This is a genomic window from uncultured Alistipes sp., from assembly GCF_910580175.1.
Lineage (GTDB): Bacteria > Bacteroidota > Bacteroidia > Bacteroidales > Rikenellaceae > Alistipes.
This window is the reverse complement of sequence record NZ_CAJTXD010000004.1, coordinates 173,012-188,835: the sequence shown is the minus strand read 5'-3', so window position 1 is coordinate 188,835 and position 15,824 is coordinate 173,012. Positions and strand designations below refer to the sequence as shown.

Sequence of the window (15,824 nt, the reverse complement as noted above, 5' to 3'; positions counted from 1 at the left end):
TTTGGACAACATCAGACGCCACTCTCCGCACTCATGAAACCGCTCTTTTCCGACCGAGAAATCCGCGCCGCAGCCATCTTCCTGCCGCTCGCCCTGCTGACCATCGCAGCATTGGCCCTGCTGCGCACCAAGCCCGATCGCGACATCGCCCGGCAGGCCGAGAACGAAATGGAAACCCGCACCCCGGCGCCCTGCCCCGAGCCGTTCGATCCCAACACGGCCGACTTCGACCAGCTGCTCCGCCTGGGTCTTACGCGCTCCGAAGCCGCCGCACTCCTGAACTACCGGGCCGCGGGCAAGATATTCCGCATTCCTGAACATTTGGCCGACTGCCGCGCCATCGACGATTCGGTCTACCGCAGCCTGCGGCCCTACATCCGCATCGGGCAGCGGTTCGCCGCCGCACCCAAGGATTTCCGCAGCGGACGCTTCATCTCCCGGCCGCTGCCGCTCACGACATTCCGCATCGACACCGTGACGGCCCGCTACCTCCAGGCCATCGGAGCATTTTCCCGCAAGCAGGCCCAAAACATCATCAAGTGGCGGGAGCTGCACGGCATCTACTGCCTGGACGACCTGCTCGAATGCTATTCGGTCAACGATTCCGTAGCCTATGCCTTGGCGCCCTACCTCATCTACCCCGAACGGCCGCGGCTCGTTCCGCAATTCCCCATCGAAATCAACAGCGCCGATTCGGCGGCCTTGCGCGCTATCGACGGCATCGGCAGGAAGACCGTCGGCCGCATTCTCGAATACCGCCGCAGGCTCGGCGGCTTCGTCGACATCCGGCAACTGGCCGAAATCGAAGGCATGACCGAGAGCAATTTCGAAAAGATTTCGACACAAATTTATTGCGACACTTGCAAAATTCACAAAATTGATATTAACTTTGCGCTTCCGAACGCGATGGAATCGCATCCCTACCTGGATAGGAGCGCCATCCGCAAACTAATGAAAGCAAGACAACTGAAAGGAGGTTGGAGCACCGCAGAGGAATTCAGAAACGCCGACATATTGAGTCCCGAATCGGCCGAGAGGCTGATCCCCTACCTGTATTTCGGCAGCCGAAGCGGTTCCGACGACCGACATCAAGTTTTCCAGGGGCGCGCGGAGGAGGCCCGGACGCTTCCCGACACCGCAGCGGAACAGCAGGTTCCGTCCCCCGATCCATCAGAACAAACGATCCGTCCGGAATCATGAATCCGATTTTATAAATTTTAAAAGTATATTGCTATGATTATCATGCCGGTAAAAGAAGGCGAAAACATCGAACGCGCCTTGAAGAAGTTCAAACGCAAATACGAGCGCACGGGTGTCCTCAAGGAGTTGCGACGCCGCCAATACTTCACCAAGCCTTCCATCCAGAAGCGCGAGGCGATGATGCACGCTGTGTACGTAGAGCACATGTACCGAGATAAGGAGTAATCCGTTGTTGGCAGAACCAGACGAACAGGGAGCCGGCAACAGCTTCCTGTTCATTTTTCTTATATCCGCTTCTCTTCCTGCCCTATGCAGACGGCGGATTCTGCTGCCGACGCACCATCTCTTCCGACAGCCCCGCGTTGCGCACACCATCCGGATGCAAAACATCGGCCCGGGCATACGATTTATGGCCCGCAATCCGTTCTGACTGCACCCCGGAGACCCGAGCGGCGAACGTTCCGTCGGTTCTTACACTAAAAACGGTTTTCAATATTTTGAATCCTCATTTTTATTTTTTTTCTTTGCTCGGATAAAACACTTTTTCTAATGCAAAAAGCCAAACTTCTACTCGTTATCTCCTTCCTCGCATGTTGCGCGTGGCCTTTAGCGGCCGCCGCCCAGGGGGGGGGAATTCAAGTCAGCGGTTTAGTTACCTCGGCTGAAGACAAGCAGCCTTTGATCGGGGTCAACGTGATCGCGGGGCCTACGCAGGGCGTTACCACGCTCGCCGACGGCTCCTATTCGATCACTGTCGCCGCAGGCACCCAGCTTACTTTCCAGTACATCGGCTACAAAAGCGTCGAGTTCACGGTTCCTGCCGGAACGCCCACGCTTACCTACAACGTAGCCCTTGACAGCGACTCGCAGAAGCTCGACGACGTGGTGGTCATCGCCTACGGCGTCCGGAAGAAAGGCACCATCGCCGGATCGGTTTCTTCGGTAAAGACCGAGAAACTCGAAAGCGCGCCCACGGCCGCTTTCGACCAGGCGTTGCAGGGTCAGGTTCCGGGTCTCTCGGTCATGTCCGTCTCCGGCGAACCGAGCGAGTCCACGGTAATGAAGATCCGTGGCGTCAACTCCATCAATTCGGGCACCGAACCGCTCTACATCCTCGACGGCGTTGCCATTTCGAGTTCCGACTTCAACACCATCAATCCGGCCGACATCGAGTCGCTCTCGGTGCTCAAGGATGCGTCGTCCACCTCGATCTACGGCGCCCGCGCCGCCAACGGTGTGATCGTCATCAATACCAAGCGGGGCCGCCGGGCCGAGAAGCCCGTCATCAACTACCGCATGCAGGTCGGTTTCTCGCAGATATCCCAGAAAAACTGGAATATCATGAACACCGACGAGCGAATCCGTTACGAGCAGGAGATCGGCTTGACTTCGGGCAAGAACTACGACCTGCTTCGCAAGACCGACGTCAACTGGCTCAACGCCGTGTTCAATGACGCCGCTCTGTTGCAGGATTACGAACTCTCCGTCTCCGGTGCTTCCGACAAGACCAGCTATTACTTCTCCGGCGGCTACTACAACCAGGAGGGAACGGCCGTAGGCTCCGGGTTCAAGCGCTATTCTGTGCGCGCCAACGTCGAGCAGCGGGCCGCCAAGTGGCTCAAGATCGGCACCAACACCTCCATGAACTACCAGGAGATCGAACGGGCCGACGATGGCGAGCCTTCGATCATCACACCGATCTCGGCCGCCCAATTCATGATGCCTTATTGGAATCCGTTCCGCGCCGACGGCTCGCTGGCCTCCATCGAGGACGGCTCCTGGAAGGGCAACGGTCAGAACCCCCTGGAATGGCTGGCCAACAACCCCTTGACCTACAAGAAGTACAAGGTGTTCTCCACCCTCTACGCCGAGGCCATGCCCATCGAGGGTCTGACCCTGCGTTCGCAGTTCAGCGTCGACTACTCCCACACCACCGGCTTCTCGGTTTCCTACCCGGAGTATTCGCCCAACTTGCAGGACGGCAGCGCCGGCCGCAACAGTTCCGACGGATTGCAGCTTTCGATTACCAACACCATCAACTACAACTTCTCGATCGACGACAAGCATACGTTTAATTTCCTGCTCGGACATGAAGGCATCGACTACCATTACGAGGATTTCCAGCTCACAGCCAAAGGTCAGACCAGCAATAAGTTGACCGACATCGCCAACGCCACGCGCGTTACCCGTTGGAGCGACACGCGCGACAACGACTACGGCTACCTCTCGTTCTTCGGGCGTGCCGAGTACAGCTATGCCAACCGCTACTTCGTCGAGCTGGCCGCCCGTACCGACGCTTCCTCGCGTTTCGGCAAGGAGAACCGCTGGGGTCGCTTCTGGTCGGTCGGCTTCATGTGGAACATCCGCAACGAGCGCTTCATGGAGAACGTCTCCCGTTGGCTGACCAACGCCCAGTTCTCCGTTTCGACCGGCACCTCGGGCAACTCCTCCATTCCCAACTACGAGCACCTGGCCCTCATCAGCGGCGGTTACGACTACATCGGCAACGCCGGCGTCGCCCCTTCGCAGCAGGGCACCGAGAACCTCCGTTGGGAGAAGCCCTGGACGACCAACATCGGGTTGCATCTGGGCTTCTGGAACCGGTTGCAGGTCGATCTGGAGTTCTACAACAAGAAGACCACCGACATGCTCATGCAGGTACCCCAGTCGTACAGCGACAACGGTTACGGCTCGCGCTGGGCCAACGTGGGTTCGATGATCAACCGCGGCGTCGAGCTGACGCTCTTCGGCACCGCCGTCTCGACCAAGGATTTCACGTGGACGCTCAACGCTACGATCGCCTACAACAAAAACAAGATTACCGAGCTTTATAACGGCGTCCAGGAGTACGAAATGGCCAACACGAGCCGCAAACTGGTCGTAGGCCACGACGTGGGCGAATACTACATCAACCGCTTCGCCGGCGTCAACCCCGCCAACGGCGACGCCCTCTGGTACACCAAGGACGGAGAGCTGACCACCGAGTTGCGCGACGAAGACAAGGTCATGATCGGCAAAAGCCAGTTCGCCCCCTGGGAGGGCGGCTTCGGCACCTCGCTCGAATGGAAGGGCCTCGCGCTCTCCGCACAATTCAGCTGGGTCGCCGACCGCTGGATGGTCAACAACGACCGTTACTTCAACGAGTCCAACGGACGCTTCGCCTCCTACAACCAGTCCAAGCGTCTGCTCGACCGTTGGAAGCAGCCCGGCGACGTGACCGACATCCCGCGCCACGGCGTCTTTACCGAGTTCGACAGCCGGTTGCTGGAGGACGCCTCGTTCCTGCGGCTCAAGAACCTGATGCTCAGCTACTCCCTTCCCAAGGAGCTGTTGCGCAAGACCCGTGTCTTCAGTGGAATCCGCATCTACGCCCAGGCGCAGAACCTGTTGACGTTCACTCCGTTCTCGGGTCTCGATCCCGAAAGTCCTTCCAACATCTACATCGCCCAGTATCCCACGGCGCGCCAATTCACTTTCGGCCTCGACTTAACTTTCTAACCGAAGCATCATGAAAAAGTTATTTAAATACATATCATTCGGTCTGATCGCCGTCGCTGTGCTCGTCGGTTCGGTTTCCTGCCTTGAGAAATACCCCCGGCAGGCCATCCGCGAGGACGAGGCCATGCAGACCTTCAACGATGCAGAGCAACATCTGATCGGCATCTACGCCAGTCTGAAAAGCGGCTACCTATACAGCGGCTACCTCACGCAGCTGCCCGACATCCAGGCCGACCTGGTTTATGCGGCCGAAGGCAACAGCAACACGTTCGGCGACTTCTGGCAGTGGAAGGTGCGCTCCACCTCCGCAGAGATCGAGAGCGTCTACGGTTCCCTCTATTCCGTCATCGGCAACTGCAACTTCTACCTCGACCTCATCGACAACGTGCGGGCCAACGAGACCGACGACTCCAAGTTGTCCTTGCTGGACGGCTACACGGGCGAAGTCTACGCCATCCGCGCGCTCTGCTACTCCGAGCTGATCAAGTGCTTCTGCAAGGCTTACGACCCCAGCACGGCGGCACAGGAGTTGGGCGTGCGGCTCCGCACCAAATATTTCGAGCAGGAGCCTACCCGTCGCGCTTCGTTGTACGATTCCTACCAGTTCGTGCTCGAAGACCTTGCCAAGGCCGAAGAGTTGCTGTCCGACGAGGATGACGACAACGCGGCCAACTCGCCGTACATTACCCGAGCCGCCGTCGAGGCCCTGCACGCCCGCATCGCGCTCTACATGCAGGACTGGGAGAGCGCCATCGAGTACTCCTCGAAGCTCATCGACAAGCGGAAGACCAGCTTCTCGCTCGCATCCGCACGCACGCAGTACCTCTCCGACGGCACCACCTACTTCGATTACATGTGGCGTTACGACGCCAGCCCCGAGATCATCTGGCGCATCGGCTTTACCTCGACTTCCTACGGCGGTGCTCTGGGCACGGTGTTCCTCGGCTTTACCCGGGACTACACCTACTTCTACCCCGACTACGTGCCCGCACAATGGGCGTTGAGCGCCTACGAGACCAGCGACCTGCGCAAGGCCGCCTACTTCGCCGACCAGTCCAGCGGCATCGTCATCGGATACGGCAACGGCATGAAGTGGCCCCTGCTGGTCAAGTACTACGGCAACCAAAACTTCATCCAGAACAAGATTTTCCACGTTTCCATGCCCAAACCGTTCCGTCTGGCCGAGCAGTACCTCATCCGTGCCGAAGCCTACTGCCGCCAGTCGACGCCCGATTTCCAGGCCGCCGGCAAAGACCTCACGGCCTTGCGGCAGACCCGCTTCGAGTCGGGCGGCGCCCTGAACCTCGGACAGGACAACTGGTTGCAGCGGATTTCCGAGGAGCGCGTACGCGAACTCTACCTGGAGGGTTTCCGCCTGCAAGACCTCAAGCGTTGGGGCATGGGCTTCGAGCGCACGCCCCAGAGCTACACCCAGCAGGAAGGCAGTTCGCTGAAGATCGAGCCGAACGACCCGCGCTTCGTATGGCCGATCCCCCAGCACGAGCTGGACGCTCCGGGTTCGGAACTCTTGCCCAACGAGAGCAACAATTAGCATCAACCATTCAGACCGATAGAACATGAAACACATCATAACGGTTTTATTTGCAGCGGGATTCGTCGCCGCACTCTCTTCGGGGTGCGACCAGCAGTACACCACCTATTCCGACGCGGAATACGTGATGTTTACCGACACGATGTCGGTAAACATGGTCCTGCAAGACCAGGAGTACTTTGCCGTGCCGGTCGCCGCGACCACGGCCTGCGACTACGATCGCAACTTCGGCGTCGAGATCATCGACAAGAACAGCAAGGCCATCGAAGGTCTCCACTACCGACTTCAGTCCAACACCATTACCATTCCGGCCGGAAACCGGGCCACGGAAGTCCGCGTCTACCCCGCCTACGGCATGTTCGAGAGCGGCGACACGCTGAATTTCTCGTTGCGTCTGGTCATGCCCCAGCAGTTGAAATGGGATCTCTACGGCGACACCACCCATGTCAAAATGGTCAAGAGCTGCCCTTTCCTGCTCGACGACTTTACCGGTTGGTGTCTCGTTACCTCGATGTTCCTCAATTCCTATCCGGGCGTCGAGAACCAGAGCCTCCAGCGGCTCGTACGCGTTACCAAAGACCCCTCCAAAGAGCATACGGTCATCCTGCACGACTGGCTTTTCACCGGTTACGACGTGACCCTGACGTTCGATCCTTCCGACCCGGCGAATCCCATCGTCTCGATGGATCCCGACCAGGTGCTCAGCGATACGGACTCGGTCTTCGGGCAGCCCCACGGCGACGGTAAGATTCTCGTCAGCAGCAGCCCGGCCAACCTATCCTATTTCAACGCCTGCGACCGGTTCGTATCGTTGTGGATATTGGCCTATGTCGAAGACCTCGGCACCATGTACGGCACGGTGGGCACCTTCTACAACATCCTCGAATGGATCAGCGATGAAGAAGCCGAACTGCTCCAAGGCGGAAGCAGCATGTAATTCGAGAATCGGCAAAACGTGTTCTCTTTATTAACAAAAAGCCAACTATTATGAAAAAGTACTTTTTGCACTGGGCAGTGCTGTTGACCGCCGGCCTGAGCATGGCTTTCGCAGCTTGTTCCGATTCGGACAAAGATACGGACTCCACCGGAACTCCGATTTTCCCGACTCCCGTCACGGCAACCATCGTCGCCGGAGCGCAATACTCGTTCGACATCGAGCCGAACATGGCTTGGGAAGCCAAGATTCCCACCGAGGTCGCCGAGCACTTCTGGTTCGTCGACGGTTCGCAGAAGACCTACACCCTGCGCGGCACTGCCGGCAAGACGACCCTTACCGTCGGTTGTTCCGCACTGGAGCAGTTCGACCAAGATCGCGTATGCGAGGTTTCGTTGACCATGGGCGGCCAGACCCAGGTCATCGCCACCATCGCTTATGCCAGTCTGGAGCGTACGATCAGCATCTGTACAGCCATACAGAACCCCGATTCCGAGGAAGAAGGCTCGCTCTTCGTCCGTGATCCCGAAACCGGCGATTATAGCTACGGCACCGAGCCGGTCAAGTCGATCGCGATGCTCTCCTTGAGCAAGGAGTACAACTACATGCAGCGGATCGTCGTCGAGACCAATTTCGACTGGGCCATCAGCAAGAATCCCGAGTGGATGGAGATGAACGCCAGCAGCGGCAGCGCCGGCAAAACCGAGTTGTTCCTGCGCACCGACGTCGAGAAGTGCCCGTGGGAAAACGTCGTCGAGCAGATCGTCTTCATCGACAACACCGACTCGACGAATCCCGTCGAGGTCGCTTCGTACGAGGTTTCCATGACCGGTTGCGCCGACATTCTCTACACCAACCTTGCGGCTGCCGAGCAGTTCAACGCCGCAGGCGCCTACTACACCGCCTCGCAGGGCAGCTACGGTTCGCCCGAAATCGGTACGTACAAGACTTTCGAATTGACCTACGGCAGCGAAGTGTTCCTCGTTGTCGAGCATGCCGACGGCAACCTGACTCTGGGCAATGCCGGCTCGTGGATATATTTCGCCGATGAATTCAAATGGAGCGAGAGCGCCAAGACGGCCGGTCTCTGGTCGCAAAGATTGCAGATCCTCTGCAAACCCAACACCGGCGACGCCCGCAAGGCCTACCTCATCGCCATTCCCAAGGCCAAGGTTCCCCAGGGCTTCGACCGCCAAAGCGTAATCGCCGGTCAGCAGATCGCCTCCGCTTACAGCGCCTACGTTGCCAGCACCTTTACCCAGGCAGCAGCCCTCGGCGACTTCTCCATCAAGGTCGAGACATCCACCGAAAGCGATCAGTACTTCAAATTCTCGCAGCTTCCCGCCGGCGATTATCCTTTCGAGGGCGCCTGGAGCGCAGCATCCATCGCCTACCACCTGACCTACGAGACCCCGTTCGCCTATGAAATGGCCGCCATGGAGTTCTCACGCCCCTATGCTTCGTACGAAATCTATGGCGAAGAAGGTCCCTACGCCACGGCACCGATGGCATCGCCCTGGCTTACCCTGGAGGAGTCTCCCTGGGAAGCAGGCAAGATGTGGATCAAGCTCAAGGGCAAGTACGATTATGAGAACATGAAGTTCACTTGGGAGGGAACGGCACCCGAGGTTCCCATGGCTTACTTCGTCTTCAAGGATGAAGACGGCCAGATTCTCGGCATCGTCGAGTTCATGTTCATCGAGAAAGAACAGGGGGGAGGAACCGACAAAATCGCCTTGGCCCAGGAGACCCCCGGCGTGACGCTCGCACCGATCGCCAGCGATGATCCCGATTTCGAAGCAGACTTCGTCGAGTTGAATGTTCCGCAGTACAAGTTGACCATTACCAGCACCTCGGTAGGCCAGATCAGCTTGATCCTGCCCGAACACGACGAGACGACGTTCTACGACGACGAAAAGATCGCACTCTATGCCATGGGCAGCACCTATGTATTGATGCCGTTCTTCGAAACCGCCGGAGACAAGACCGAAATCACGCTCAAGAAGCAAGATATGATCATCGGTTATATCGTGGTCGAATACAAGCCCGAATAGGGTTTTCTGCCCGCAAGTCGCCCCCGGGCCAAGGGGGTTCGAGGGGCGACTTTGAAACTATAATCAACAGAGAATACAGTACAAAGTTTTACAACATGAAACTTTCAAGATTTTTCCACATCGTGCCCCTCGTCTGCTTGACGACGGCTCTTTTCGTCGGTTGTTCCGACGACGAGGGTATCGACAACCGCGATACGGAATACGGATACGTCCAATTCAAACTCTACAAAGAGGCTTCCTACCAGGCCCCTTCCACCTCGGCCGCACCCGAAAGCCGGGCCATCCAGTCGCAGATCGACTACCTCGCCGACGCATCGAAGGTTACCGTGCGCCTGGAGTACAACGGCACGACCATCGCCCAGACCCTTACCCTCTCGGCTGCCGACAAGACGGCCGCCGAATTCGGCCTGCGCAGCGAGAAGCTGAAGCTGCTGACCGGCGATTACCGCATCATCACGTTCTCCCTCTACGACGCCAACGACGAGCTGCTCTACAACGGGTCGCCCATAGCGCCGACGCTGTCGGTCGTTCCCGGCGGTCTGACCTCCCACGACCTCACGGTCAACGTGTTGCCGCGCGGTTCGGTGCGGTTCTCGCTCATCAAGGACTTCTCCGCATTCGAGAATACGCCCAAGACCCGCGCCGCGACGCGTCAATATACTTTCGACGAGATCGCCTGGGCCAACATCACTGTGCAGAACAAGAGCACCAACCAGCGCACCGAGTTTACCAACCTGCCCATGAAGTTCTCGCTCCATTTCGACGAGACGAATGAGGAGAACCCCGGGTTCCGCACCTCGTCCGCTTCATGCGATTCGTTGTTGTCGTTGCCCGGCGGCGATTACCGCATCGTTACCTATGCCGTCTCCGACTCCAACAAAAAGCTGCTCGAAACCAACACGGCGCCGGCCGGTTCCGACTTTTCTGTCGAAGATAACCGCACCACCGACGTCAAAGCCAAGATCACGCTTTACGAAAGCGACGACTACATCAAGGATTACTACGCGCTATACAGAATATGGAAAGCGCTCGACGGCGAAAACTGGTCTTACGCCGGCGAAAGCTACACCAAAGGTGTCAACTGGAATTTCAACAAGGACTGCGACCTCTGGGGCGACCAGCCCGGCGTACACCTCCACTCCAACGGACGCATCGCCAAGCTCGACTTGAGCGAATTCGGCATCCGCGGTCACATGCCCGAGGAACTGGGTTCGCTCGACCAGCTGGTCGAACTCTATCTGGGTACGCACAACGACAAGAACGTCCTCGAATACGACCCTACGGCCGATCCCAACATGAGCATGACGGAGCGGTCGCGCAACCGGATGGAGAACCATAAGAAGTACCTTTCGATGATCTATCCCGCACCGCAGATGTCCGAGCCTTGCGCCCGGGCCTTGCGCGAGCACGACATCCACATCGCCGCCACGGTGCTGTACGATGCCGGACTGACCGAAAAGGAGATCATCGACCCCGCCACGGGCATGCAGAGCCGCCTGCTGCCCCGCGACATCTCTTACGGCAAGCTCTGCAACGGTCTGAAATCGTTGCCCGCCTCGATCGGCAAGTTGACCAAACTCGAAAACTTCAACCTCGCCAACAGCGAGATCGAAAGTCTGCCCGACGAAATGGCGCTGCTCGAATCGTGCACCGACGTAGAGATCTACAACTGCCCCAACATGAGCATGTTCCCCCAGGTCATCACCCGCATGCCCAAGCTCATTTCGTTGAACATCTCCAACAACATCCAGTGGAGCCAGAAAGACCCCGAAGGCTTGGCGCAGGGTCTGGCCGCCTTGGGCAACGGCCCTGCTAAGGACGAGTTGCAGATTCTCTACTGCGCCGACAACGGCGTTACCGCGATTCCCGATTCGTTCCGCAACCTCAAGAAGCTGGGGCTGCTCGACATGACCAACAATAAGATCAGCAAGCTGCCCAACGGCGGCATGCCCGAGATCGCATTCACGCAGCTGCGTCTCGACCACAACCTCATCGAGGAATTCCCCACCACCGACGGGAAGTTCTGCACCATGGAGGACATGGAGACGTTCTCGGCCGCCTACAACCGGCTGACCGAATTCCCCAACATCTTCAACTCCAAGGGGAAATACATCATTTCGTCGGTCAACCTCGCCAACAACCGGATCGAGAAGTTCCCCGACGATTTCCGCGGTGTGCTGGCCAACACGCTGACCTTGAGTTCCAACCCCATCAAGGTCTTCCCCAAAGCCTTGTTCAGCGAGAGCAACTCCTACGTTGCCTACCTGCTCATGAGCAATTGCAGTCTTACGGAGATTCCCAAGGACGCGTTCAACGGAAAATACACGCCATCGTTGCGGTCCATGGACTTTACGTACAACCAGCTGAAGGAGCTTCCCGACGATTTCGCGGCCGAGAAGCTGCCCTATCTCTACGGTATCGACCTCTCCTACAACTCGTTCAGTTCATTTCCCTACGGGCCGCTGAACTCCGCGTCGCTTACCGTCTACGCCATCCGCGGACAGCGCGACGCCGAGGGCAACCGATGCCTGCGCGAATGGCCTACGGGGCTTTACCGCCACACCGGCCTGCGCGGTTTCTTCATCGGTTCGAACGACCTGCGCAACATCGACGACACCATCTCGCACCTGATCTACCACCTCGACATCAGCGACAACCCCAACATCACGTTCGATGCTTCGTCGATCTGTCTCTATTGGCGTGCAGGAGCCTACATGTTGATCTATGACAAGACGCAGAACATCCTCAACTGCGATGCCATGTTGGAATAACATTTTTACAGTCAATTGCTTATGAAAACCATAAAATATATAGCGATAGGCCTTGCCGCGATCGGTTCGATCGCTTGCTCCGACCAGGACAAGGCCGTCGAGTTCGGTCTCGACAGCCAGAACATCGCCATCGGCGCCGAGGGCGGCACCCGCACGATCCGCATCGCATCGAGCGACAGTTGGATCGCCACCACCGATGAGCCGTGGCTCACGATTTCGCCCGCCAACGGCCGCGGTTCGATCGATTGCCAGATCATCATCGACTCCGCACTGCGCGACACCCCGCGCCAGGGCATCGTACGCATCCAAAACCAACAGACCTGGGACAAGCAGGAGATTACCATCGATCAGGAAGGCTTCGATTACGCCATCTCGGTAAACGACGCCGAGGTCAAGGTCGAGAACTACGCCGAGTTCGGCAAACGTTATTTCGACGTCAAGATCAAGACCAACGTCGATTTCGACATCGTGATCCCCGACAATGCAAGCTGGCTCAACCACGACAAGTATGCCGTCTCGTTCGACCGCGGCATCCGCCCGCGCGAGGTTTCCGTGCGCTTCAACTGGAATATCAACTCCGCCCCCCTGGAGCGTATCGCCGACGTGGTGTTCAAGCCCAAGAGCGAGGTGGAGTTGAGCCGCCACGACAAGCTGATCGTCACGCAGACCGCAGCCCCCATGATCGAGGAGAACACCCGCCAGGGCGACTCGATCGCGCTGCTCGGCATCGCCCGATCGTTGAACATATGGTCGGGGTGGAACAGTTCCGATCGCATGGAAACCTGGGACGGCGTCGTCCTTTGGGAGGAGGGCATGAAAGATTACACCCCCGAGAAAGCCGGCCGCGTCAAGTCCGCGCTGTTCTCCATGTTCCAGACCAAGGAGGCGCTTCCTTTCGAAGTACAGTACCTTACCGCCGCCGAAGAGTTGTCGTTCTGGAGCAATGCCAGCGCGTCCACGCTTTCGCTCGACATCGGCGAATACCTCCCCAAACTCACGCAGTTGAAGCGGCTTACGCTCTTCTCCTACGGGTTGAGCACCCTGTCCCCGGAGATCAAGAATCTGAAAAACCTCGAATACCTCGATCTGCGCGGCAACAACTTCCAGACCCTGCCCGAGGTGCTCACGCCCGAGAATCTTCCCAACCTGCGGGTTCTGGACCTCGGCGCCAACCAAAAGCGGCTCATCTACGACTTGAGCAACAACATCATCGACGCCCTCGGCGGTTTCTACGAAGAGAAAGAGTTGCCGCGGCGGTTGCTCGCCTGGGATAAGCTCGATACGCTGGTGCTTTCGGTCAACTACTTCCAGGGGTCGATCCCCTCTTTCGAGGACGATCCTTCCTGGCCGCGCTACACCGAGCAGGACATTGCCAATTCGCGCAACGACAAAGGCGTCGACACGCTGCCCCGCGCCCTGATCGGCACGCCCAAGGTATTGCCTCACACCGTCCGGCTGGCCATCAACCTCAACCGGTTGAGCGGTACCGTACCCGATTGGGTTCTCCATCACCCCGCCCTCGATTGGTGGACTCCTTTCGTCTTCATCTTCAGCCAGGAAGGCAAAGATGTCGAAGGGCGTTCGGCCGGATTCGACAACGAGCCTGCCAACATGGATTATTACTACGAATTCTACAAGGGTTGCAAAACGCCTCCTTCCTACACCGACGAAGAAGAGGATGAGACTTTATAAATATCGACCATGACTATGAAAAACATATCGTACGGCATTCTTGCCTTTGCGTTTTTTGCTTTAGCAGCTTGTTCCGAAGAGCCGCTTCCCGCCCCCGAGACCAACATTCCGGCAGGCGGGGAGGAGTCGTCCGCCGGCGAGTTGTTCGTCAAGTTCGACCCTTACGTGGGCGAGATCATCGAATCGTCCCTCGCTGCCACGCGTAGCGGCGAACCTGCCAGCCGGTCGGGCATCCTCTCCGTCGACGAGGTGCTCGATCTGATCGGCGGTTACCGGCTCGAAAGAGTCTTCCCCGTCGACCAACGTACCGAGGAGCGCACGCGCGCCGCAGGTCTCCACCTGTGGTACCTCGTCCGCTTCGAGGGCCAGCACAGCGCCGCCGAAGCCGCCGAGCGGCTCGCACAGTTGGGCGAGGTGCAGAAAACCAGCCTCAACCGCACCATCAAGCGCACCTACGGCACCGGCAAGAAGGCTGTGCCTCTGACCGGCAAGGCGCTCTCCGCCTTGTCGCAGAGCCGCGATCAGGTCGCATATCCCCTCAACGACCCGCTTCTGCCCCGCCAGTGGCACATCATCAACCGCGGCAACCTCTTCCTCGAAGGTGAGGTCGCCAAATCCGTCGTCGGCGCCGACGTGCAGTGCGAGGAAGCCTGGAAACTCTCGCAGGGCGATCCGTCGATCGTCGTCGCCGTGCTCGACGAGGGCGTCTGCCTCACGCACCCCGACCTTCAGAACAATCTCTGGGTCAACGAGGACGAAATCTATCGTTCCGACAAGGACAACGACGGCAACGGTTATGCCGGCGACCTCCACGGCTATAACTTCGTCCAGAACTGCGGCATTATTTCGTGGGAAGATATCGACGATACCGGCCACGGTTCGCACGTCGCCGGCGTCATCGCCGCCCAGAACGACAACGGCATCGGCATCGCGTCGATCGCCGGCGGTACGGCCCAGAACCCCGGCGTTAAGATCATGTCGTGCCAGATTTTCTCCGGCAGCACGGTCAGCAACGCCCTGGCTTCGATCAAGGCCATCAAATATGCCGCCGACAACGGCGCCGTGATCCTCCAGTGCAGCTGGGGCTACACCTCCGGTCTGGCCAACGGCTACGACTGGACGCCCGCCTACTCTTCCGAGGAGATGTGGGCCAAGGAGTGCCCTCTGGAAAAGGAGGCGCTGGATTACTTCGTCCACAACGCCGGGTCGCCCAACGGCCCCATCGACGGCGGTCTGGCGATCTTCGCCGGCGGTAACGAGAGCGCCCCCATGGCCGGTTTCCCCGGAGCCTCCGAACTCTGCGTCGCAGTAGCCTCCACGGCCGCCGACTTCACGCCTTCGGTCTTCTCCAACTACGGCCCCGGCACCACCATCTCCGCACCCGGCGGCGACCAGGACTATTACTTCGACTACCTCGGCGAGGATGCCGTATACGACACCAAGGAGGATGCCTACGTCGACAATAGTCTGCGCGGCATGAGCGGTTGCGTTCTCTCCACGCTTCCTTTCAACGTCAGCGAAACCGGCTACGGTTACATGGAGGGCACCTCGATGGCATGTCCCCACGTTTCGGGCGTCGCCGCACTGGGTCTTTCCTACGCCGTGCAGTTGCGCAAGCACTTTACCGCCGACGAGTTCAAGGCGTTGCTCCACGAGTGCGTCACGCCCATAGACAATCGCATGAGCGGCAAGAAGTTCTATTACCGATACACCTCCGAGTTGGGTCTCGCCCGTCCCATGCAGATGCTCCTCTCTTCTTACAAAGGACAGATGGGTTCCGGCCAGGTCAACGCCACCAAGTTGCTCGATGCCATCTCCGGCAAGGGTACGGGTACCTCGTTGACGTTCCCCAACCTCTACGTGCCTTTCGGCAGCAGCGTTACCGCCATCCCCGCCAACTACTTCGTAGACGGCGAGCAGTTGACCTACACCGTGTCGGTCGCCGACCCGTCGGTGGCTTCCGCTTCGATCGAGAACGGGAAACTTACCGTCAGCGGTGCGAAACCCGGTGCCACGGCCGCATCGATCACGGCATCGAACGGCCTGACGCACAATTTCTCCATTACCGTCCGCAAGAACGCCAACGGCAACGGATGGCTTTAGCGTCGCATGTCGTGCAGCAG

9 protein-coding genes are annotated in these 15,824 nt (G+C 58.5%); all 9 read left to right on the top strand.

Annotated elements, in window-relative coordinates:
* Positions 1-33 precede the first annotated feature (33 nt).
* The 9 genes from QZ298_RS06700 to QZ298_RS06660 all read left to right on the top strand — a co-directional run bounded on the left by QZ298_RS06700 (position 34) and on the right by QZ298_RS06660 (position 15,804).
* A complete protein-coding gene (locus QZ298_RS06700) occupies positions 34-1,200 on the top strand; it encodes a helix-hairpin-helix domain-containing protein (RefSeq protein ID WP_296007083.1) in 1,167 nt (388 codons plus the stop codon).
* Positions 1,201-1,233: 33 nt separating this feature from the next.
* Complete coding sequence (gene rpsU / locus QZ298_RS06695; RefSeq protein WP_296007081.1) at positions 1,234-1,425, top strand: 30S ribosomal protein S21; 192 nt, start codon at positions 1,234-1,236, stop codon at positions 1,423-1,425.
* 324 nt (positions 1,426-1,749) lie between these two features.
* Entirely contained in the window at positions 1,750-4,698 is a 2,949-nt protein-coding gene (locus tag QZ298_RS06690) for a TonB-dependent receptor (RefSeq protein WP_296007078.1), read from the top strand.
* A 10-nt stretch (positions 4,699-4,708) separates the two neighbouring features.
* Positions 4,709-6,250 carry a RagB/SusD family nutrient uptake outer membrane protein gene (locus QZ298_RS06685; protein ID WP_296007076.1) on the top strand — a complete coding sequence of 514 codons (1,542 nt, stop codon included), beginning with the start codon at positions 4,709-4,711 and terminating at the stop codon, positions 6,248-6,250.
* A gap of 25 nt (positions 6,251-6,275) precedes the next feature.
* On the top strand, positions 6,276-7,187 hold the full coding sequence (locus tag QZ298_RS06680) for a DUF4984 domain-containing protein (RefSeq protein WP_296007073.1): 912 nt from the start codon (positions 6,276-6,278) through the stop codon (positions 7,185-7,187).
* A 50-nt stretch (positions 7,188-7,237) separates the two neighbouring features.
* Positions 7,238-9,238 (top strand): hypothetical protein, encoded by a 2,001-nt coding sequence (locus QZ298_RS06675; RefSeq protein WP_296007069.1) that lies wholly within the window; start codon positions 7,238-7,240, stop codon positions 9,236-9,238.
* Between the two features lie 95 nt (positions 9,239-9,333).
* A complete protein-coding gene (locus tag QZ298_RS06670) occupies positions 9,334-12,009 on the top strand; it encodes a DUF4458 domain-containing protein (RefSeq protein ID WP_296007066.1) in 2,676 nt (891 codons plus the stop codon).
* 21 nt (positions 12,010-12,030) lie between these two features.
* Positions 12,031-13,701, top strand: coding sequence for a leucine-rich repeat domain-containing protein (locus QZ298_RS06665; protein ID WP_296007064.1), 1,671 nt, complete (start codon positions 12,031-12,033; stop codon positions 13,699-13,701).
* A 15-nt stretch (positions 13,702-13,716) separates the two neighbouring features.
* Positions 13,717-15,804: a subtilase family N-terminal domain-containing protein gene (locus QZ298_RS06660; protein ID WP_296007062.1), complete on the top strand. Its 2,088-nt coding sequence runs from the start codon at positions 13,717-13,719 to the stop codon at positions 15,802-15,804.
* Positions 15,805-15,824: the final 20 nt, after the last annotated feature.

Excerpts from the sequence above, each read along its gene's own strand:
- QZ298_RS06685 (WP_296007076.1), top strand. The coding sequence starts at position 4,709 with ATGAAAAAGTTATTTAAATACATATCATTCGGTCTGATCGCCGTCGCT.
- QZ298_RS06675 (WP_296007069.1), top strand. The coding sequence starts at position 7,238 with ATGAAAAAGTACTTTTTGCACTGGGCAGTGCTGTTGACCGCCGGCCTG.
- QZ298_RS06665 (WP_296007064.1), top strand. The coding sequence starts at position 12,031 with ATGAAAACCATAAAATATATAGCGATAGGCCTTGCCGCGATCGGTTCG.
- QZ298_RS06700 (WP_296007083.1), top strand. The coding sequence starts at position 34 with ATGAAACCGCTCTTTTCCGACCGAGAAATCCGCGCCGCAGCCATCTTC.
- rpsU (WP_296007081.1), top strand. The coding sequence starts at position 1,234 with ATGATTATCATGCCGGTAAAAGAAGGCGAAAACATCGAACGCGCCTTG.
- QZ298_RS06670 (WP_296007066.1), top strand. The coding sequence starts at position 9,334 with ATGAAACTTTCAAGATTTTTCCACATCGTGCCCCTCGTCTGCTTGACG.
- QZ298_RS06680 (WP_296007073.1), top strand. The coding sequence starts at position 6,276 with ATGAAACACATCATAACGGTTTTATTTGCAGCGGGATTCGTCGCCGCA.
- QZ298_RS06690 (WP_296007078.1), top strand. The coding sequence starts at position 1,750 with ATGCAAAAAGCCAAACTTCTACTCGTTATCTCCTTCCTCGCATGTTGC.
- QZ298_RS06660 (WP_296007062.1), top strand. The coding sequence starts at position 13,717 with ATGAAAAACATATCGTACGGCATTCTTGCCTTTGCGTTTTTTGCTTTA.